General features: G+C 41.8%; 19 protein-coding genes. 3 read left to right on the top strand and 16 right to left on the bottom strand.

The features are described 5' to 3' along the window. Positions 1-7: 7 nt before the first annotated feature. The 12 genes from PNIG_RS01285 to gspC all read right to left on the bottom strand — a co-directional run bounded on the left by PNIG_RS01285 (position 8) and on the right by gspC (position 11,432). Positions 8-766: a type II secretion system protein N gene (locus tag PNIG_RS01285; protein ID WP_011326959.1), complete on the bottom strand. Its 759-nt coding sequence runs from the start codon at positions 764-766 to the stop codon at positions 8-10. 3 nt (positions 767-769) lie between these two features. Beyond that, positions 770-1,243: a type II secretion system protein GspM gene (gspM, locus tag PNIG_RS01280; RefSeq protein WP_058372380.1), complete on the bottom strand. Its 474-nt coding sequence runs from the start codon at positions 1,241-1,243 to the stop codon at positions 770-772. Further along, on the bottom strand, positions 1,240-2,448 hold the full coding sequence (gspL, locus tag PNIG_RS01275) for a type II secretion system protein GspL (RefSeq protein WP_089367613.1): 1,209 nt from the start codon (positions 2,446-2,448) through the stop codon (positions 1,240-1,242). The genes gspM and gspL overlap by 4 nt, the downstream gene beginning before the upstream one ends. Then, entirely contained in the window at positions 2,445-3,431 is a 987-nt protein-coding gene (gene gspK / locus PNIG_RS01270; protein ID WP_011326956.1) for a type II secretion system minor pseudopilin GspK, read from the bottom strand. The genes gspL and gspK overlap by 4 nt, the downstream gene beginning before the upstream one ends. After that, positions 3,431-4,105, bottom strand: coding sequence for a type II secretion system minor pseudopilin GspJ (gene gspJ / locus PNIG_RS01265; protein WP_011326955.1), 675 nt, complete (start codon positions 4,103-4,105; stop codon positions 3,431-3,433). Before gspJ ends, gspK begins: the two co-directional genes overlap by 1 nt. Then, positions 4,106-4,483: a type II secretion system minor pseudopilin GspI gene (gene gspI / locus PNIG_RS01260; RefSeq protein WP_086996694.1), complete on the bottom strand. Its 378-nt coding sequence runs from the start codon at positions 4,481-4,483 to the stop codon at positions 4,106-4,108. Beyond that, a complete protein-coding gene (gene gspH, locus PNIG_RS01255) occupies positions 4,483-5,067 on the bottom strand; it encodes a type II secretion system minor pseudopilin GspH (protein ID WP_089367612.1) in 585 nt (194 codons plus the stop codon). Before gspH ends, gspI begins: the two co-directional genes overlap by 1 nt. A gap of 49 nt (positions 5,068-5,116) precedes the next feature. After that, positions 5,117-5,539 carry a type II secretion system major pseudopilin GspG gene (gene gspG / locus PNIG_RS01250; RefSeq protein ID WP_041454317.1) on the bottom strand — a complete coding sequence of 141 codons (423 nt, stop codon included), beginning with the start codon at positions 5,537-5,539 and terminating at the stop codon, positions 5,117-5,119. Positions 5,540-5,604: 65 nt separating this feature from the next. Next, positions 5,605-6,840 (bottom strand): type II secretion system inner membrane protein GspF, encoded by a 1,236-nt coding sequence (gspF, locus tag PNIG_RS01245; protein ID WP_089367611.1) that lies wholly within the window; start codon positions 6,838-6,840, stop codon positions 5,605-5,607. 2 nt (positions 6,841-6,842) lie between these two features. Beyond that, a complete protein-coding gene (gene gspE, locus PNIG_RS01240) occupies positions 6,843-8,408 on the bottom strand; it encodes a type II secretion system ATPase GspE (protein WP_089367610.1) in 1,566 nt (521 codons plus the stop codon). Beyond that, positions 8,401-10,467, bottom strand: coding sequence for a type II secretion system secretin GspD (gene gspD / locus PNIG_RS01235; protein ID WP_089367609.1), 2,067 nt, complete (start codon positions 10,465-10,467; stop codon positions 8,401-8,403). The genes gspE and gspD overlap by 8 nt, the downstream gene beginning before the upstream one ends. Before the next feature lie 23 nt (positions 10,468-10,490). Continuing rightward, a complete protein-coding gene (gene gspC, locus PNIG_RS01230) occupies positions 10,491-11,432 on the bottom strand; it encodes a type II secretion system protein GspC (RefSeq protein WP_089367608.1) in 942 nt (313 codons plus the stop codon). A gap of 209 nt (positions 11,433-11,641) precedes the next feature. On the opposite strand from gspC, the gene hslR reads away from it, so the two are divergent. From hslR to PNIG_RS01215, 3 genes are all read left to right on the top strand, one after another. Continuing rightward, positions 11,642-12,064 (top strand): ribosome-associated heat shock protein Hsp15, encoded by a 423-nt coding sequence (gene hslR, locus PNIG_RS01225; RefSeq protein WP_011326947.1) that lies wholly within the window; start codon positions 11,642-11,644, stop codon positions 12,062-12,064. 12 nt (positions 12,065-12,076) lie between these two features. Further along, positions 12,077-12,922 (top strand): Hsp33 family molecular chaperone HslO, encoded by an 846-nt coding sequence (gene hslO, locus PNIG_RS01220; RefSeq protein WP_089367607.1) that lies wholly within the window; start codon positions 12,077-12,079, stop codon positions 12,920-12,922. A 261-nt stretch (positions 12,923-13,183) separates the two neighbouring features. Continuing rightward, positions 13,184-14,722: a phosphoenolpyruvate carboxykinase gene (locus PNIG_RS01215; protein ID WP_089367606.1), complete on the top strand. Its 1,539-nt coding sequence runs from the start codon at positions 13,184-13,186 to the stop codon at positions 14,720-14,722. 380 nt (positions 14,723-15,102) lie between these two features. Here the strand turns inward: PNIG_RS01215 and tuf are convergent, their stop codons facing one another. The 4 genes from tuf to rpsL form a co-directional block, all read right to left on the bottom strand. Next, positions 15,103-16,287: an elongation factor Tu gene (tuf, locus tag PNIG_RS01210; RefSeq protein WP_011326944.1), complete on the bottom strand. Its 1,185-nt coding sequence runs from the start codon at positions 16,285-16,287 to the stop codon at positions 15,103-15,105. 62 nt (positions 16,288-16,349) lie between these two features. Continuing rightward, on the bottom strand, positions 16,350-18,464 hold the full coding sequence (gene fusA, locus PNIG_RS01205; RefSeq protein ID WP_011326943.1) for an elongation factor G: 2,115 nt from the start codon (positions 18,462-18,464) through the stop codon (positions 16,350-16,352). A gap of 27 nt (positions 18,465-18,491) precedes the next feature. After that, positions 18,492-18,962, bottom strand: a complete 471-nt coding sequence (gene rpsG / locus PNIG_RS01200) for a 30S ribosomal protein S7 (protein ID WP_011326942.1) — start codon at positions 18,960-18,962, stop codon at positions 18,492-18,494. Between the two features lie 98 nt (positions 18,963-19,060). Beyond that, positions 19,061-19,435, bottom strand: a complete 375-nt coding sequence (gene rpsL, locus PNIG_RS01195) for a 30S ribosomal protein S12 (protein WP_008165517.1) — start codon at positions 19,433-19,435, stop codon at positions 19,061-19,063. Positions 19,436-19,555 lie beyond the last annotated feature (120 nt).

Here is a 19,555-nt window from a genome sequence, read left to right as displayed (position 1 = left end):
TTAAACATTAAAAGTTGAGCGGGTAACGGCCTTGATTATCTGGACGACCTAAAAACTTAACCGCATCATGTACATCTTTTGGCAACGTGGCATCGGGCTTTACATAGCCTGATACTTTAAAGTCAAAATTAGCTTTTAGGGTTGCATCAGCTTCAAGCCCTAAGGTGTTATCTGGGTCGATAAGTATGGCTATGTCGCCCGATTTACAGCTTAGGTTACCACCAAGCGGGCCTATATTAAACCAACCGTTCAAACCTTGTACGTCAATATTAGGGCTCGCTATCTCGCCTTGCAGTGACTCACAATAAGGTGCGCCCGATGTATACTCTGCCAATTCCAAGATCACACGACCTTTAGCGGTTACAGGTAACGGAAGTTGTATGCGTTGCATCGCTCTTTCAACTGTTGAGCGCACTAATCCATTGGTTACTTTCACTTGCTTATTAAATAAACCAAAGCTCACATCTGCATAACCCGATATATCACTGCGCTCACGTGGGTCACCAAATTTTACATTGGCATTTAACTTACCGGTAAATAATGCCCACCCGGCAACATCCCAACGCACATTATTTAATTGCTCACCTTGGTAGCGCACTTGCATCATTTGCCCTTGCCAAATAGTGCCAACACTTTGCCCTACTTCAAGTTGCTTAGGAAAATAAGGTTTTGCTAGGTCAATGGCCACCGCTACAGGTAACTTAATAATACAAAACACAATAAAACTAAGTAAAAATACAATGGATAAGGTTATTATTTTTTTCATTCATTACTTCTCTAATAGCAAACGGCTAACACGTACATAGCCCGACTTATCGTCACGGCTCAAATCTAAATTTTCGACCCGTAGACCATGTTGATTGACCAGTTCATCAAGCCACAGTATTAATTGATTAAACTCTACTGAGTCGAGCGTTAAACGTAGCGAGTTATTACTTGGCTGCATTTTACTAATATTTATTTTATAGCGTCCGCGGGTGGCGTTAACTATTTGGCTAATGTTTTGACTATTAACCACTTGTGTATTACCAGCGGCCTTGAGCTTTACAATACTTTCATCAACCCACACTAGTAGCTCTTGCTGTTTTAATTGCGATTGCTCGGCACTTGCTATTGCATTATTTAAGGGTCTAAAAATGCCCATCACTAAAATAAACACAATAAAAATACCACTCGCAACGATTATTAACTGCTGCTCTTGCTCTTTTAGTGAGCGCCAATATTTAATTAACTGCTGTTTCATACTGCACCTCGCAGTTTAATTTCGCCAACTACAAAGTCACCATCGTTACTTAACGAGCCTTGATCAACCGTTAACCCTTGCTGTTCAAGTATGGCTTTAACTTTACCAAAGGTTTGAAAGTCTTTTGCGCGTGCTCTCATACGTAATTCATTACGTTTTTTGTCATAACGCAGTGTTTCAGGGGTAAAATTACTTACCTGCGAAAACACCCCCACTAACTCTGTGGTTAACTCTAAAAATCCAGCGTCGCTGGTATCTTGTATTTTTGCCAGTGCACCTTTAATTTGGTTTTTAATAAGATGTGGGCGAACCTTAGTTCCCGGAAATGCCTTTTGGTAGTGCTCAATTACCTGTGCTTTAGCAAGTTCTAACTGGGTATTTAGCTGATGCAACTCTATAGCTTTAATCGTAATACTCGCTACTAAGGCAACGCTGGTAATAATGGCAGCACTTTTCCAGTACCCCCACCATAAGGTGCTTTTCTTTTTAAGCTGATACATACCTTGGCGAAGATTAAACTTAGTATGCTCTAATTGCTTAGCAAATAAGGCCAGCGGTAGGTCGTAATCACTGGTTTGAGCCTGTAAGTTTACCGTTTCAGGAAACTGAGTCGCCGGACTAAAATGCTTTACATCTGGATTACCCATTGCTGTTAAGTAACCATTTAACCAGCTCGTCTCTACTGCACTTATACGCCATGGGCCTTGTTTAAATAACCACTGATTATTAAGTGCTATTGCCGTTACTGTGTCCTCATCTGCTGGGGGTAATAACAAAGCATCGGGTAATATTTTATATACCGATAAATTATGCTCTGCAAATAGCGCTAGCCACGCCTCAAACCATTCGCGGTCGGTCATAGCAACACGAACAGCATGCTGCTCGCCAATCATCACTGGCTCACCTACAGCAATAAATAGCTCATCTATATCGCACGCTATATCTTCTTCGAGCATATAAGGCAAAGCTTGCTCTAACTTACGATTCCATTTAGTCGGTAGCATTACCGTTTTTAATTGCACTTGGTCACAAGGCAATAATACAACGACTTCGCGCCCTAGCGATTTTTCGCTCAGTTCGTTTAAATAACTGGCATTAACTAGCTCACCACTGGCTATTATTTGTTGTTCTTGTGGTGAGTATATTAACCAATTAAGTAACTCTTGTTCGGTTTGACCCGTGCGGATCAACAGTATTTCTGTCACTGTACGCCTCCAAATTTTCGCGCCAGTATCGTTACGTCGCCATCTTTGGCGTGCAGTAATGTGGTCATCGAAAAACGCAGATCAACAAAGTTTGCCTGCGTTTGTAATTTAAAATATTCGCTATTAATACTAAACAATTTTTCTACCGCTTTGACGTTTTGCCCGCCTTGCTGCTGAACTTGTTCAAAAAAGGCAGCTTTACTTTCAAAGCCTGCATCTGGGCGAGCAGCAATCACAGCTTCAGCACCCGATACACTTAGCTCATCTATAAGGGTACTTAAAATGAGTGCTTGCTCTGCTGCTAAGGTATTCACATTAATAGACAATAAAGTGCTACCAGGTATTACACAAACATAAGGCAGCACTTTTTCCATTACTAATGGGTTAAAACCTTTAACCAAACGCAGCTCTGAGGTTGATGCAAATAAGCTATTTGCGGTCATGTACGGAAATTGACGCGACAAGTATTCCCCTTCTTCTGCTCCTGAACGGTATGTAATGCTGTTTTCGTCTAGCCAATCAAACACACTGTCAGCCATGGTTTCCTCTGACTCTTGTGCCGGTAAATCTTCAATATTTTCAAGTAATGCGAACAAGGCCTTGTGCGCTGGATTGGTTTTGCTAGCACTATTTAAATCTGGTTCTACGGCTATAGCATTTAAGTTTAAACATGCTTGTAAATCCGTTATTTTTCCGCTTAGTGTGCCGTTATCAACTGGGTAAGGTATATCGCCTTGCTGCGCCCATATTTGATCTAACGTGGTTTTGTCAGGATCGTCTCTTTTGCTTTTAATCAGCGCTTTTATGGCAAGCTCTTCTGCACCATAGGCATACCACTTAGCTTGTTGATGACCCTGTAAGTTAGTACTTTTTTGCACTTGCACCATTAAGTTAGCACTCATTTCTACGGCTAAAATGGCCGCTAATGCAACAATAAACAGCACAATAACAAGTGCGGCTCCACGAGAAGAACGCAGCCCCATTACTGCCCACCTTCTTGCGGGTTACCTTCATCGGCCAGTGCATCATCAGTTGATGGGCTCGATGGTAGAATTTCTTTACCTTGTCCTGGCACTAAAAATACTCGCCTAATTGGCTCTGCCTCTATTTGTTGCAGCGTAACAGCAACCGCTTTAGGAAGTGCTTTAATTTGCCACTTAGCTTGCCATTCGTTTTTATCGTCTAAAAATTCAAACTTTAGCTCTTCAATGTTTTTTAAAACAACCTGTACACGCGGCTCCATATTGTCAAGCTGATCAACATATACCCGGTACACTCGCTCCAAGTTGTCGTTTATTACGCGATAACCCACAGCTTGTAATTCTGAGCGTGGTAATAAATTAATTGGATTTATCCAGCCGTCGCGCACAAAGCCAATGCCATCATATTGGCTATCTAAAACATAGCGTCCGGCTAGCAAATACTGCTCTTGCACATCGCCTGCTTCATTGCGTACAGCACGTTTGGTCATTTGACTAAAATCTTGATCCATTAACCTAAAGGTGGTTTGCAAACCATTTAGCTCGGCTATTTTATCATCCGAAGCCTCTTTGGCGCGGGTAGTGGTATCTAGTATTTGGTGCGTGGCCATAATAACAAAGCCTAAAATCCCCAAGGCTACCATCACTTCAAGTAAGGTAAATCCGCGTTGCTTCACTTATTTTTTGCCTTTATTTAAATAAGTTGCCAGCTCATATATTGAGTGTTCGTATTTTTCATCACTAAATATATTAATGGTTAATTTTACAAAGTCTTTATCTGCGGTTTTACCTATATCTTGGCGCCAAAACCATTCAACACCCGCCATAACTTCACTACCGCGCACGCCGTCTTTCCCTTCCCATTGTTCGCCTTTGGTACGCTGCTCTACCATAATGTTTTCGGCAACCCATGAGGCGTAAGTTTGCTCTTCTATGCTAGATAGATGATGAATGTGTTCACTGGTTGCTTGCATTGCTGCAATACCTGCCATAGCACAAATACTCAATGCCACTAGCACTTCAAGTAAAGTAAAACCTTTATTATACTGGCGCATTATTCGGGCTCTCGGCGTAAATTCACTGGCGCAGTAAACTCGCCTTCAATAAAGTAAACCGGCTCGCTTTGCTCTTTTAATTCGAGTGTTAATTGAAATGCACTTACTTCGCCCGAAGATAGTATTAGCACTTGCGGAATTTTAAACTTTTTAAGCTCCAATAAGCTGTCTTCGTCGCCGCTCATTAGCTCACGCCAATTTGCTTGCTCGAGTAAGTTATCTTGCGCCCAAGCTAAGTCGTCTAGGTTAAGCGCTAGTTTAAAGCGTGGATCAAATTCAACCGGCTCAAATAATGCTTCTCTGACAAAGTTTACCCACTTTTCACCATCAAAAACTAAAAACTCAAATACGTTGTTGTCTATATGAAAACCCAATTCAACTTGGTTTAAAATAGCAAATTCTGATGCCATATTAATGGTGGTATGCAGCCTAAGCGCTTGAGTATCTAACTCATCCTCAGCGCCGCCTTCTAAGCTATATACCACCATTTTTGTGGCAAAAGCGATGATCACTAATACCACTAAAATTTCGATTAAACTAAAGCCGCGGCTTTTTGCACGCAATCTCCCAGAGCTTACTTGCATAGTAAGCCCTGGGTATTAGTATATAAATACACTGCGCGATTGATGGCCATTACTGTTTTTCTTCATCCCAGTTACCAATGTCGTCATCGGTGCCTGCTTGGCCATCTGGACCTAAAGAAAAAATATCAAATTTACCAATTTCTCCTGGGCTAATTAACTGATAAGTATTGCCCCACGGATCCTCTGGTAATTTACTAATAAAGCCACCATCTGGAAAACGTTTTGGTATTGGCTCTATGCTGGTTTTATTAACCAATGCTTCTAGGCCTTGCTCGGTACTTGGGTAGCTTTTATTTTTAAGCTTATAAAGGCTCATTGCATCTTCAAGCTGCTGAATATCTAAGTGTGCTTTATCGATAGCGGCCTCTTCTTGTTGACCCATAATATTAGGTGCCACAATTGACATGATCATGCCAATTATAACCAGTACGACCATCACTTCTAGCAAAGAAAAACCTGATTGTTTATTCACGTAATTACCTCATTATTCTAAAAACACTAAACAATGGTTTATTAAACCATTAATTTACTTTTAAGTTAAAGCCCTACAGCTTTATTCATTGCCATAATTGGCTGTAAAATTGCCATTACTATAAATAATACAATAACCGCCATTAAAGCGATCATTGCGGGTTCTAATAGTTTTAGCGATACATTAACCATACTTTCAAATTCGCGATCTTGGTTATTAGCAGCGCGTTCTAACATTTGCTCCAGCTCGCCAGATTTTTCACCGCTGGCTATCATATGTAGCATCATTGGCGGAAACAATTTAGTTTGCTGTAAGGCCGCTCTTAAACTTGCCCCTTCGCTTACTCTATCCGCTGCATCGGCAACTGCTTTTTTAATTCTTTCGTTGATCAGCACTCCACCCGCAATACGCATACCTTCAAGTAGCGGTACCGAGCTTGATGATAAAATACTTAAAGTTCGGGCAAAGCGGGCGGTATTAATACCTCTAGCTACTTTACCAATACCGGGCATATGCAATATTTTATCATCCCACCAAAAACGAATTTTAGGCTGTTTTAAAGCATGCTTAATCCCTATCGCTAGGCCCGTTATTACAATTAAACTAATAAACCAATAATTTTGTACAAAATGACTTCCCGCCATTACCCACTCAGTGGTCCAAGGGAGTACTTGCTTGGTTTTCTCAAACGTTTTAAGTATTTTAGGTACTACAGTACCTAATAAAACCGACACAATTGCAATAGCAAACACCACTAAAATAATGGGGTACACCATAGCTTGCGTTATTTGACTGCGCATATATTGGCGCTGTTCGGTGTAATCGGCAAGCCGGTTTAGTACTTGGTCTAAATGCCCTGACTTTTCGCCTGCGGCAACCATAGCGCGGTATAAATCGTCAAACACATGCGGAAACTCACTCATACCGTCGGCAAGGGTATACCCTTCCACTACTTTTGAGCGAACCGACATCAGCATGCGTTTTAAACGTGGTTTTTCACATTGCTCAGCCACAGCCATTACCGCACCCTCAACTGGCAGAGCCGATTGAATGAGTGTTGCTAACTGGCGAGTTATAAGCGCCAAATCTGAGGTTGATATAGTAGGTTTAAACAAACCGCCAAGTAATGACGTTTTTTGGCCTTTAACCTGTTTATCACTTTGCGCCGCGGGTACAACTTCGAGCGGCGTTAATTTTTGATCGCGTAATATTTGGCGAATTTGTTTTGCTGTATCCGCTTCTAAAATGCCTTTTTTTTCTTTGCCTCGGCCATCTAAGGCACGGTATTCAAATGCTGCCATTATTAGCCTTCCTCACGGGTAACACGCAATACTTCTTCAAGTGTTGTTTTACCTGCAAGTACACGGCTACAGCCATCTTGACGAATACTTGGACTGAGCTTGCGAATGTATTTTTCAACGCTTTGCTCGCCCTTACCATTGTGGATCATTTCACGAATGGTTTCGTCCACCACTAATAACTCATGAATACCAGTACGGCCTTTATAACCATTAAAGTTACATGCCTCACACCCTACTGCACGGTGTATAGTTGGTTTGCTTTCAAACGGTACGCCTAATAACTGGCACTCGCGCTCATCGGCTACATGTTCTTTTTTACAGCTTTTACACAGTGTGCGTACTAGTCGCTGCGATAACACACCGAGTAACGACGATGACAGTAAAAATGGCTCCACTCCCATATCTTCCATACGAGTAATAGCGCCAGAAGCAGTATTTGTATGCAACGTAGACATTACTAAGTGACCGGTTAATGATGCTTGCACACCAATTTGAGCGGTTTCTAGGTCGCGTATTTCACCAACCATCACTACATCGGGATCTTGACGTAAAATAGCCCGTAAGCCACGCGCAAAGGTCATACCTACTTTAGTATTTACTTGCGTTTGGCCAATGCCCGGTATTTCGTATTCAATGGGGTCTTCAACCGTTAAAATATTACGATCGCGAGAGTTTATTTGACTCATACCTGCGTACAAGGTGGTACTTTTACCAGAGCCTGTAGGCCCGGTTACTAAAATAATGCCATGAGGTTTACTAATTAAATTTGCAAACAATTCACGGTTTTGTGCGGTCATACCTAAATCTTCAAGATTTAAGTGCGCGTTATTTTTATCCAGTAAACGCAGCACAACACGCTCACCAAAACTCGATGGCATGGTTGATACCCGTACATCAACTGCACGCCCTGCAATACGCAAACTAATACGGCCATCTTGTGGTATACGTTTTTCGGCAATATCGAGCTTAGCCATTACCTTAATTCGCGATACCAGCAAGGATGCTAATTTACGATTAGGTTTAAGTACCTCTTTTAATACACCATCAACCCTAAAGCGAATAACCAGTTCTTGCTCAAAGGTTTCAATATGAATATCAGACGCACCCTCTTTAATTGCTTCACTGAGCATCGCATTTATAAGCTTAATAATTGGCGCATCATCATCGCCTGCCAGTAAATCTTCGGTTTGTGGCAGTTCGTCTACTAATGAAAACAAGTCAACTTCGTTGCCAATGTCTTCCATCATTTGTTGCGTTTCAGAACTATCTCGCTGATACGAAGCCTCTAGCAGTAGCTCAAACTTGTCATCATCAATCTGCTCAAGCGTAAAACCATGTCCTGCAATACGGCGTACTTCTAACAGTACGTCAATATCAAGTTCGCCACGGTAATACACTATGCGCTGCTCTTTATTTTTACTCAGCAACACTCCGGCTCGCCGTGCGTATGAAAAAGGCAAACGTTTAGCGGGCAGCTCAACTAAGTCGTCACTGGTTAATAGCTCGTCCGGATGATGCACATTAGGATGAACCACATCTTGATTTATCTCTGCAATCGCCTTAGTCATCTTTACGCTCTTGTGCATTTTGTTTGCGTAAATGCTCTTCATACGTAGGTGGCAGTATTAGCTCATCATTCCACTCGGGTAAAATAGGCGTGTCGGTTCTTGGCATTAACTCTATACCATCTTCGCGCTGCTTAAATTGCTCGCCACGAATAAAGTTATATTTATTAAAGCTCAACTTATTCATGCTAATTCCGTCGCGAATAATAGTCGGGCGAATAAATACAATCAGGTTACGCTTACGTCGTGTGGTATTAGTTGATTTAAATAAGTGACCTAAAATAGGAATGTCGCCTAGTAGTGGCACCTTAGACACACTTTCTTGTACGTCTTCATCTATTAAGCCGCCAAGCACCACCATACCGCCATCATCGGCCATTACCGTGGTTTTAATTGAACGCTTATTAACTGAAATATCAACAGCAGTAGCACCACTTACACTCGACACTTCTTGTTCAATGGTTAACTGCACAGCAGAGCCGTCGTTAATTTGCGGGGTTACTTTAAGCTTTATACCCACTTCTTGGCGTTCAACGGTTTGAAATGGGTTGGCGTTATTGCTACCCGTTTGCGAGCCAGTAATTATGGGCACTTCTTGACCCACTAAAATAGACGCTTCTTCATTATCCATAGTAGTAATAGAGGGAGTCGCCAAAATATTTGAATTACTATCGGTCGAAACGGCTTGAACAATTGCGCCCCAGTCATTTTTTATCACCCCCATGGCTAAACCATTAATGCCACCGAGTAATGATGCTAATGGGCCGTAGTCACCCTGAGTGGTTTCATCAACCTGAGTAACAGTGCCGGTTTCGGTGCCAATTATATTTTTAGAGACGGTAGTATCACGTGCTTGCTCAGCCGCTACAGCTAACGCACCAACCGGTACAGTTGTGCCATTATTAAACTGCAGCATACCGCCTTGCTCAGAAATCCACTGCAAACCAAAGTTAATCCCGTCGCCTTCCATTACCTCAATTATAATTGCTTCAACCAATACTTGCGCACGGCGAATATCTAAACGCTCTATAACTGACTCAAGCGAGCGCATAGTATCGGGTTGTGCTGTAATAATTAATGAGTTTGAATCGGGGTGGGCTTCTATGCTGGTGTCGTTGTTACTGCGAGTACGTGTTTTGGTTGCGCTGCCGCCTTGAGTGTCATCTGTTAGCGACTTACTAACACCTTGCAATACTTTAACTAAATCTTCTGCTTTTGCGTAATTTAGATAAAATACTTTAGTGTTCCCTTGGCTTTCAAGCTCACCGTCTAAGCGCTTAATAAGCTCAATAGCACGGGTGCGTGCTTGGCCTTCGCCACTAACAATAACGCTGTTAGTACGGCCATCGGCAACCACTTTAGGTATTAAAAACTCTGGAATACTGCCTTTTCCGCTGTCTTTATAAATATTATCAACTACAGATACCACATCATCTGCGGTAGCAAATTTAAGCTTTACAATATCAACACGCTTATCGCCCGCTTGATCAACCGAGCGTATTATTTCAACTAAGCGGTTTACCGATGCAGCATGCCCGGTAAGCATCATTACGTTTGCGGCATTAAAGTTGGCAACATGGCCGCCATCTTTTTGGTCGCTAAATTGACGAACCAAAGGACCTAGCTCTTGCACGCTTACGTTTTTAACCCGTACAACTCGGGTAATCATCATATCGCCACTGGCTTCACTGCCATCAGTAATTAGCGGTACGTTTGACTTTTTAGCATCCGAGCTTTTTTCAATTTTTATTATATTATTGTCCATTTCAATGGCTGAATAGCCATAAACTTCTAATACATTTAAAAAGAATTGATAATAAAGCGCTTCGCCCATTAACTCATAACTACGCACATTTACTTTGCCACGTACGTTAGGGTCAATAATTATTGTTTTATTAAGATTTTTACCAACAATATTAATAAACTCATTAATATCAGTGCCTTTAAAGTTAGCAGCGTATTCAACAGCAGCAACAGAAAACGAAATGCTTGCTGCTAGAAAAAGTGCTGCGTACTTAGCTAACCCTTTTTTAATTTTTGTGAGGTGTAGCGCCTGAACCATTATATTAAAACTCCAATGCTAAGTTATTGCAGACTAAATTGTACGTCTATTTGCTGGTTATCACGTTCAATAGTGATAGTGGCATCTGTACTGTTACGCAGCTCATTAATGGCTGCCATGGCCTGTTTTAAATCTGTTAGTTGATAGCCATTAATTGCAACAGCTAAATCGTTATTTTGTAATCCCATCTGCTTAAATAGCTCAGGCTCTTTACCTGGACTCAAGCGATAACCAATAAGTTCCCCATCGCTCATCGCTTGTGACACGCGAATATAGTCAAATAACTTACCGGGCTCTTCGAGCAACTCTTCACGGGTTTCGATTAAAGCCTGCTTAATGTGTGGATCGGCAGTTACATCTATTTGTTGCTCACTTGGGGCAGGCCCTAATTGTGGGCCCATTTCAGCTTCATCACGTGCAGCTAAAACCGGCATAGATACTGTTTTTGTAAAGTCGAGACCATCTAACATTAATGTTTCAAATCGTCCGTTTACCGTTAAAATAACGCGGTCAGGTAATATCTGCGCTAGTTTAGCTCGCGTCCCTTGCACTGCTTCATCTACTAAGTAGGTTTCTTGCTTGCCTTGTGACTCTATAATAGCGAGCCCCGCTTTATCGTCGTTATTTACCGCTACAATACCAGTAAGATTAATACTTAAGCGCGTTTCAGGGGCATCATTTACAACTTTTGCAGCGTGATCATCGCTCTTGCTTTTAACAATTATTTTACCAAATATAAATTGCTCAATTATATGTTGAGAATAATTGTTACTTGCTGCAGTTGAATGTTGTCCGTAGTAGATTGGCGTGAGTGGTGACACAATAGGATTTGGCCACATAAGCCAAACGAGTTTAGACGATAAAAAAGCAATATAAACAACAACTAATAATGTAACAACCGCACTCAATTTGGCATGCGGTAAACGGCTTATAAAATGTTTAAATTGTTGAACTTGCTGTTCCATAAATAGTATTCTTATTTTAGTTTTTACCTAATCGCTATGCATAGTACCTTTTCATTTTTCATTCAACAAGCATGCTAATATTAAACTTTGTAAACAGATTGATTTTAATTTAGCCGCTGCATAAAAACAGCTGTTGTAGTAATCCTTCATCGCAAATAGCTTTTATGGTAAATTTTAAAATCTAGGCAAACACTTATTAAAGGTGCTTTATGGCTAAAAAAAGTAATGCTAACCCTAATTTAGAACATAAAGATGAGCTAAAAATTAGATTAGACAAATGGTTATGGGCGGCACGATTTTATAAAACACGTGCTGCGGCTCGCGAAATGGTACAAGGCGGAAAAGTACATTATAATGGCCAGCGTACCAAAGCAGGCAAAATAGTAGAAATAGGCGCAACTATAAAATTAGCCCAAGGGGTAGATGAAAAAATAGTAACTGTGCTCAAAATACTTGAAAAACGCCAAAGCGCCCCCATTGCACAGACCTTGTATCAAGAATCTGATGCCAGTATTGCTAAACGCGAAGAAAATTCTATCGCGCGCAAAAATAACAGCCTTTTTGCACCTCATCCGGATAAAAAACCGGATAAGAAGCAAAGACGCGAACTTTTAAAATTGAAATTAAGTTAGGTATAGTCGCTCATGCAACAAGATTTACTCCACCGTTATTTATTCGACAATCTCGATGTTCGTGGCGAACTCGTACAAATTGAGAATGCCTACAACGAAATGATCGCCAATCATAATTACCCTGATGCAGTTAAAGCATTATTGGGTGAACTGCTTGTTGCGACCTGTTTATTAACAGCCACCTTAAAATTTGAAGGCGAAATAGCGGTTCAACTACAAGGTGATGGGCCGGTTAAATACGCGGTAATTAATGGCGACGATAAACAAAACATGCGTGGTATAGCTCGCTTACAAAGTGAAGTAACAGGTAGCACAGTAAAAGAGTTGATAGGCCAAGGCTATATGGTTATTACTATTACGCCAACTAAAGGGGAGCGCTATCAAGGTATAGTGCCTTTAGAGCATGAAACCTTAAGTGAATGTATAGAGGCTTACTTTGAGCAATCAGAGCAATTAAAAACGCGTCTTTGGTTTGCAACCGATACAACCGAGGGAAATGCCAAAGCTTGTGGTTTATTTTTACAAGTTTTACCCGTTGATAAACAAAAATCTATTGAAGACTTTGCCCACTTAGAAGCTCTTAGCCATACCATTAAAGATGAAGAACTATTAGAGCTTGATGCTAACTCCGTACTAACTCGTTTGTACCACGAAGATAACCCGCGTGTGTTTGAGCCACAAAGCATTCAATTTAAGTGTGGTTGTACCCGCGAAAAAACCATGACTGCATTAGTTAATATTGGCCAACAAGCGCTACTTGATGATGTTGCTGAGCATGGCGAAATCAAAATTAGCTGCCATTACTGTCTAAAAGATTATCTTTTTGATGAGCAAGATGTGAAAAACATTTTTAACTAATCACGCATTAAATCTAAATTATAAAAAAGTCACATGCTATGCGGCTTTTTTTATAATTTTAAAATGACACCGGTATCATAAAAATAGCCGTTTTTATGATACCGGTGTCATTGAAATTATTCATGTTTTTTACCCAATATATGTGTTTTTAACACCTTCATAAGCTCGAATATCCTTAGCTCATCTGTTACTATAATCGCAGCTTAAAGGTTAACAAGACCCAGGCTATCCCGTTCAATCTCACACAATTTAGGTATAAACATGACTTCAAGCGCTACTCGTTTTGTCGATCTAACTGCAGCTGAACTTGTCGAACACGCGATCCGTCGTGGCGAGGGTACTTTAGCAGCCAATGGTGCTTTTGTAGCAAATACTGGTCATCGCACCGGTCGTTCTCCAAAAGATCGCTTTATTGTTCAAGAATCTAGTACTGAAAACGAAATCCAATGGGGCAACGTAAATCGCCCATTCGACGCAGATAAGTTTGATGCTTTGTGGGCACGCGTAGAAGCGTATGTACAAAGTAATGATCACTTCATCTCTCACCTTGAAGTAGGCGCTGATCCAGAGCACTATCTACCTGTTGTTGTTACTACAGAAACTGCATGGCATCATATTTTTGCTAAAAATATGTTTATTCAACCTAAATCTTACAACTCATCTGACGTACCTCAGTGGCAAGTAATGAACGTTCCTTCATTTGTATGTGAGCCTGAGCGCGATGGCACAAACAGTGACGGTACGGTACTCATTAACTTTGCACAACGTAAAGTATTACTTGCTGGCATGCGTTATGCCGGTGAAATGAAAAAATCAATGTTCTCTGTACAGAACTTCCTACTTCCAGCGAAAGGTGTATTACCAATGCACTGCTCTGCAAACGTAGGTGAAGCAGGCGATACCGCTTTATTCTTTGGCTTATCTGGTACAGGTAAAACAACTCTTTCAGCAGATCCAACTCGCTTTTTAATTGGCGATGACGAACACGGTTGGGCACCTGGTAGTGTGTTTAACATTGAAGGCGGCTGTTACGCTAAATGTATCGACCTATCACAAAAAAATGAACCTGTTATTTGGGATGCGATCCGCTTTGGTACTATTTTAGAAAACGTAGTGCTTGATGAAAATCGTGTACCTGATTTTAACGATACTAGCCTTACACAAAATAGCCGTGCTGCGTACCCTCTTGAGCACGTTGAAAAACGTAAAGTAGAAAACCGCGCAGGCGAGCCAAAAGCAGTGGTATTTTTAACGTGTGACGTAAGTGGTGTACTTCCTCCAGTATCAATATTGACTGAAGAAGCGGCAGCATTTCACTTCTTAAGTGGCTACACTGCAAAAGTAGGCTCTACTGAGATTGGTTCTACAAGCGATATTGAGTCAACATTCTCAACTTGTTTTGGCGCACCATTCTTCCCACGTCCAGCAGGTGTTTATGCTGAGCTTCTAATGAAGCGTGTACGTGAGTTTGGCGCTAAAGTATACCTAGTTAACACAGGTTGGACTGGCGGCCCTTACGGTACTGGTAAGCGTTTTGATATTCCAACTACACGTGCTGTAGTAGATGCTATTGTATCGGGTAAACTAGTTGGCGTAGAAACTCAACACATTGATGTTTTAAACCTAGACGTACCTGTAGCCGTTCCAGGTGTAGACAGCAACTTACTTAACCCAATTAATACCTGGGAAGACAAAGCTAAGTATGCTGAATATGCAGCTAAACTTGCAGCCGATTTCACTGAAAACTTCACTAAATATGACGTATCAGACGAAATTAAAAATGCAGGACCTAAAGCATAATAGCTTTAACCTCGCATAACAAACGCCAGCTTAACGCTGGCGTTTTTGATCCCAGCCATAAATATAAATGACCAAAGTTAAAAGAGAGTATTAGCCAACCAATCAAGCCTAAGTGACTTAATGTAGCAAAGGTAATAACAGGACTTTAATTTAGCACTACAGCCCAGCCTTACTTCTTACAATGCCAATACAGTACACAGTATCAATCACAGCGACAAAACACCACTTAGCTACCCCATCGTAAGCCTGCCTAAATAGCCCCTCTTAAAATCACTAAGCACTCTTTTTATAGCTAGGTTCTAAAAGGTTTACTTTATATCAGGCATTAAAAAACCGAGCGTAAGCTCGGTTTTTTTAGTACTAATTAGCTAGGCTAATTATTACGCTACGATGTTTGCAACAACGCCAGCGCCTACAGTACGACCACCTTCACGGATAGCGAAACGAAGACCTTCGTCCATCGCGATTGGCGCGATTAGAGTTACTGTCATCTTAACGTTATCACCAGGCATTACCATTTCTACGCCTTCTGGTAACTGTACGTCACCAGTTACGTCAGTTGTACGGAAGTAGAACTGTGGACGGTAACCTTTGAAGAATGGAGTATGACGACCACCTTCATCTTTTGAAAGTACGTATACTTCTGATTCAAAAGTAGTGTGTGGCTTGATTGAACCAGGCTTAGCTAGTACTTGACCACGTTCAACGTCTTCACGCTTAGTACCACGTAAAAGTGCACCAATGTTCTCACCAGCACGACCTTCGTCAAGCAGTTTACGGAACATTTCAACACCAGTACAGATTGACTTAGTTGTATCACGGATACCAACAATTTCAATCTCGTCGTTGATGCGGATAATACCAGCTTCAACACGACCAGTTACAACAGTACCACGGCCTTGGATTGAGAAAACGTCTTCGATAGGCATGATGAATGGCTTATCGATGTCACGCTGTGGCTCTGGAATGTAAGAATCAAGTGCGTTTGCAAGCTCAACAATCTTATCTTCCCACTCTTTCTCGCCTTCAAGCGCTTTAAGTGCTGAACCTTGAATTAGTGGTAAGTCATCACCTGGGAAATCGTATTCTGAAAGAAGTTCACGAACTTCCATTTCTACTAGCTCAAGTAGCTCTTCGTCATCAACCATGTCACATTTGTTCATGAACACGATGATGTAAGGAACGCCAACTTGACGAGAAAGTAGGATGTGCTCACGCGTTTGTGGCATAGGGCCATCAGTCGCAGCAACTACTAAGATAGCGCCATCCATTTGAGCAGCACCAGTGATCATGTTTTTAACATAATCGGCGTGACCAGGACAATCTACGTGTGCGTAGTGACGTGTAGGTGTATCGTATTCAACGTGAGACGTTGAAATAGTGATACCACGTTCGCGCTCTTCTGGAGCGTTATCGATTGATGCGAAATCTTTAGCAACACCGCCGTATACTTTTGCAAGTACGTTAGTGATTGCTGCAGTTAGTGTAGTTTTACCGTGGTCAACGTGGCCGATTGTACCTACGTTTACATGCGGTTTTACGCGTTCAAACTTTGCTTTTGCCATCTTAAAAAATTCCTATAAAGAAATTAAAGTCTAACTCACTATTGAGTTAAACAAGCTAAAAATCATATTACAGCGCGAGCTGAAATTATTGTCTCTGCAACATGTTTCGATGCTTCGGCGTACTTCAAAAACTCCATAGAGTATGAAGCACGACCCTGTGTTGCAGATCGTAAGTCAGTAGCATAACCAAACATTTCAGAAAGGGGAACCTGTGCATTAATTTGCTTCAGTCCACCTAATGCATCTTCCATGCCTTCGATCATGCCGCGGCGACGGTTTAAGTCACCAACTACATCACCCATGTTTGCTTCAGGAGTGAGTACTTCAACCTTCATTACTGGCTCTAAAAGTACCGGGCTCGCTTGCAGCGCGCCTTGCTTCATTGCCAATGAACCTGCTATTTTAAATGCCATTTCATTCGAGTCTACATCATGGAATGAACCATCATATAAAGTCGCTTTAACGCCAAGTAATGGGTAGCCTGCCAGCACACCTTGAGACATTTGCTCTTGGATGCCTTTGTCTACCGCAGGGACGTATTCTTTGGGAATAGAACCACCTACAGTTTCGTTAACGAACTCGTAAATTGGTGCTTCGTCATCCGTAATATCCATCGGTTCAAGTTTAAGCCAGACGTGACCATATTGACCACGACCACCTGATTGACGTATAAACTTACCTTCAACTTTAACAGTTGAACGGATAGCTTCTCGGTATGCAACCTGCGGCTTACCAACGTTACATTCAACACTGAATTCACGTTTCATACGTTCGACGAGGATATCGAGGTGAAGTTCACCCATGCCAGATATTATAATCTGACCCGATTCTTCGTCGGTTTGTACACGAAAAGATGGATCTTCAGCCGCTAGTTTACCCAGCGCGATCCCCATCTTATCTTGGTCAGCGATTGTGCGAGGCTCAACCGCAACAGAGATTACTGGTTCAGGAAATTCCATACGCTCAAGCGTAATAATGGATTTCGGATCACACAGTGTTTCACCTGTTGTTACGTCTTTGAGACCAATAGCCGCCGCGATGTCGCCTGCGAAGACTTCTTTGATCTCTTCACGTGAGTTTGAATGCATCTGTACGATACGACCAAGACGCTCACGCTTACTTTTAACTGGGTTGTATACCGCGTCACCCTGTTTAACAGTACCAGAGTAAACACGGAAAAAAGTTAAGGTGCCAACAAACGGGTCCGTTGCAATTTTAAATGCAAGTGCAGCAAACGGCGCTTTATCATCAGCAGGACGCTCTTCTTCGGTACCATCTTCTAGGATACCTTGAATTTGTTTCACTTGCGTAGGAGCAGGCATGTATTCAACAACGCAATCAAGCACTGCTTGAACACCTTTGTTTTTAAATGCGCTACCACACGTCATAGGAACAATGTCGTTTGCTAATGTACGTTGGCGTAAAGCTTCTTTTATTTCGGCTTCACTTAACTCTTCACCCTCTAAGTATTTATCCATTAGTTCTTCAGTAGCTTCAGCAGCACTTTCAACTAAATGAGAGCGCCATTCATCGGCTAATTCCTGAAGTTCTGCCGGTATTGCCTCATAAGTGAAAGTCATTCCCTGGTCCGCTTCGTTCCAGTTAATAGCTTTCATCTTAATCAGGTCAATAACACCTTTAAAGCCGTCTTCAGCGCCTATTGGCAACTGAATTGGAACAGGCGTTGCTCCAAGACGAGATTTCACCTGGTCAACAACTGCAAAGAAGTCAGCGCCTGTGCGATCCATTTTGTTTACGAAGATCATTCTTGGAACTTCGTATTTGTTCGCTTGACGCCAAACTGTCTCAGTTTGCGGCTGTACACCAGATGAAGCACAAAGAACAACTACCGCACCATCTAATACGCGTAAAGAACGCTCTACTTCGATAGTGAAATCAACGTGTCCTGGAGTATCAATAATATTGATACGATGAGCGTCAAATTGAGCGTCCATCCCTTTCCAGAAACACGTAGTTGCAGCAGAAGTGATTGTGATACCACGCTCTTGTTCCTGCTCCATCCAGTCCATAGTTGCAGCACCATCATGCGTTTCACCGATCTTATGAGAAAGACCCGTGTAAAACAGAATACGTTCTGTTGTGGTGGTTTTGCCTGCATCTACGTGAGCACAAATACCGATATTACGATAGCGCTCAAGTGGAGTTGTACGTGCCATAAAATCCTCTTAAAGGTTAAGGGCAGATTACCAACGGTAATGAGCGAATGCTTTATTCGCTTCAGCCATACGGTGAACGTCTTCACGTTTCTTAACCGCAGTGCCTTTGTTGTCAGCAGCGTCAACGATTTCTTGAGCTAAACGTAAGCCCATAGATTTTTCGCCACGCTTACGAGCAGCGTCTACTAACCAACGCATACCTAATGCGTTACGACGAACTGGACGTACTTCAACTGGTACTTGGTAAGTTGAACCACCAACACGGCGAGATTTAACTTCTACCTGTGGGCGGATATTATCAAGTGCCGTTTCAAAGATTTCTAGGTGCGACTTGCCTGATTTCTCAGCAGCCACATTTAGCGCACCATAAACGATTTTTTCAGCAGTAGATTTCTTGCCATCTAACATTACGATGTTTACGAATTTCGCAAGAAGCTCCGATCCGAACTTAGGATCTGGAAGAATTTTACGTTGACCTATTACGCGTCTTCTAGGCATTTTGTATCTCCGGTTTATTCAGGTTTGCTCTTATCGAGTCAATAACCCAAAACAATAATTAAAAATATTTAGTGCTTGGCCTTACTAACGGAGAACTATTAGCCTTTAGGGCGTTTAGTACCGTATTTAGAACGAGCTTGGCGACGATCGCTAACGCCTGCACAGTCAAGTGCACCACGAACGGTGTGAAAACGCACACCTGGTAAATCTTTAACACGACCACCACGGATTAGGATTACACTGTGCTCTTGAAGGTTATGACCTTCACCACCAATGTATGAAGTTACTTCGAAACCGTTAGTTAAACGTACACGAGCTACTTTACGTAACGCCGAGTTTGGTTTCTTAGGTGTAGTTGTATATACGCGAGTACATACACCGCGCTTTTGCGGACACGCTTTAAGCGCAGCTGAGTTACTTTTCGTAACCTTGCTACGGCGTGGCTTACGCACTAGCTGGTTAATAGTTGCCATTTAAATAGCTCCTGAAATTAGAATTACTACTGAAAAAATAAAAAAATCCGCCCGTTTTTACAAGTTTGTTTTAAACGCACAGGTAAATGGGTGGCGGAATTTTAATGAGCAAAGATTGAC

The organism is Pseudoalteromonas nigrifaciens (assembly GCF_002221505.1).
GTDB lineage: Bacteria > Pseudomonadota > Gammaproteobacteria > Enterobacterales > Alteromonadaceae > Pseudoalteromonas > Pseudoalteromonas nigrifaciens.
This window is presented reverse-complemented; position numbering and strand designations above follow the sequence as displayed.

Coding starts and splice junctions, on each gene's coding strand:
- gspD (WP_089367609.1), bottom strand. CDS start 10,467: ATGGTTCAGGCGCTACACCTCACAAAAATTAAAAAAGGGTTAGCTAAG.
- PNIG_RS01285 (WP_011326959.1), bottom strand. CDS start 766: ATGAAAAAAATAATAACCTTATCCATTGTATTTTTACTTAGTTTTATT.
- rpsL (WP_008165517.1), bottom strand. CDS start 19,435: ATGGCAACTATTAACCAGCTAGTGCGTAAGCCACGCCGTAGCAAGGTT.
- gspC (WP_089367608.1), bottom strand. CDS start 11,432: ATGGAACAGCAAGTTCAACAATTTAAACATTTTATAAGCCGTTTACCG.
- hslR (WP_011326947.1), top strand. CDS start 11,642: ATGGCTAAAAAAAGTAATGCTAACCCTAATTTAGAACATAAAGATGAG.
- fusA (WP_011326943.1), bottom strand. CDS start 18,464: ATGGCACGTACAACTCCACTTGAGCGCTATCGTAATATCGGTATTTGT.
- gspE (WP_089367610.1), bottom strand. CDS start 8,408: ATGACTAAGGCGATTGCAGAGATAAATCAAGATGTGGTTCATCCTAAT.
- tuf (WP_011326944.1), bottom strand. CDS start 16,287: ATGGCAAAAGCAAAGTTTGAACGCGTAAAACCGCATGTAAACGTAGGT.
- rpsG (WP_011326942.1), bottom strand. CDS start 18,962: ATGCCTAGAAGACGCGTAATAGGTCAACGTAAAATTCTTCCAGATCCT.
- gspH (WP_089367612.1), bottom strand. CDS start 5,067: ATGCAAGTAAGCTCTGGGAGATTGCGTGCAAAAAGCCGCGGCTTTAGT.
- gspK (WP_011326956.1), bottom strand. CDS start 3,431: ATGGGGCTGCGTTCTTCTCGTGGAGCCGCACTTGTTATTGTGCTGTTT.
- gspM (WP_058372380.1), bottom strand. CDS start 1,243: ATGAAACAGCAGTTAATTAAATATTGGCGCTCACTAAAAGAGCAAGAG.
- gspF (WP_089367611.1), bottom strand. CDS start 6,840: ATGGCAGCATTTGAATACCGTGCCTTAGATGGCCGAGGCAAAGAAAAA.
- PNIG_RS01215 (WP_089367606.1), top strand. CDS start 13,184: ATGACTTCAAGCGCTACTCGTTTTGTCGATCTAACTGCAGCTGAACTT.
- hslO (WP_089367607.1), top strand. CDS start 12,077: ATGCAACAAGATTTACTCCACCGTTATTTATTCGACAATCTCGATGTT.
- gspI (WP_086996694.1), bottom strand. CDS start 4,483: ATGCGCCAGTATAATAAAGGTTTTACTTTACTTGAAGTGCTAGTGGCA.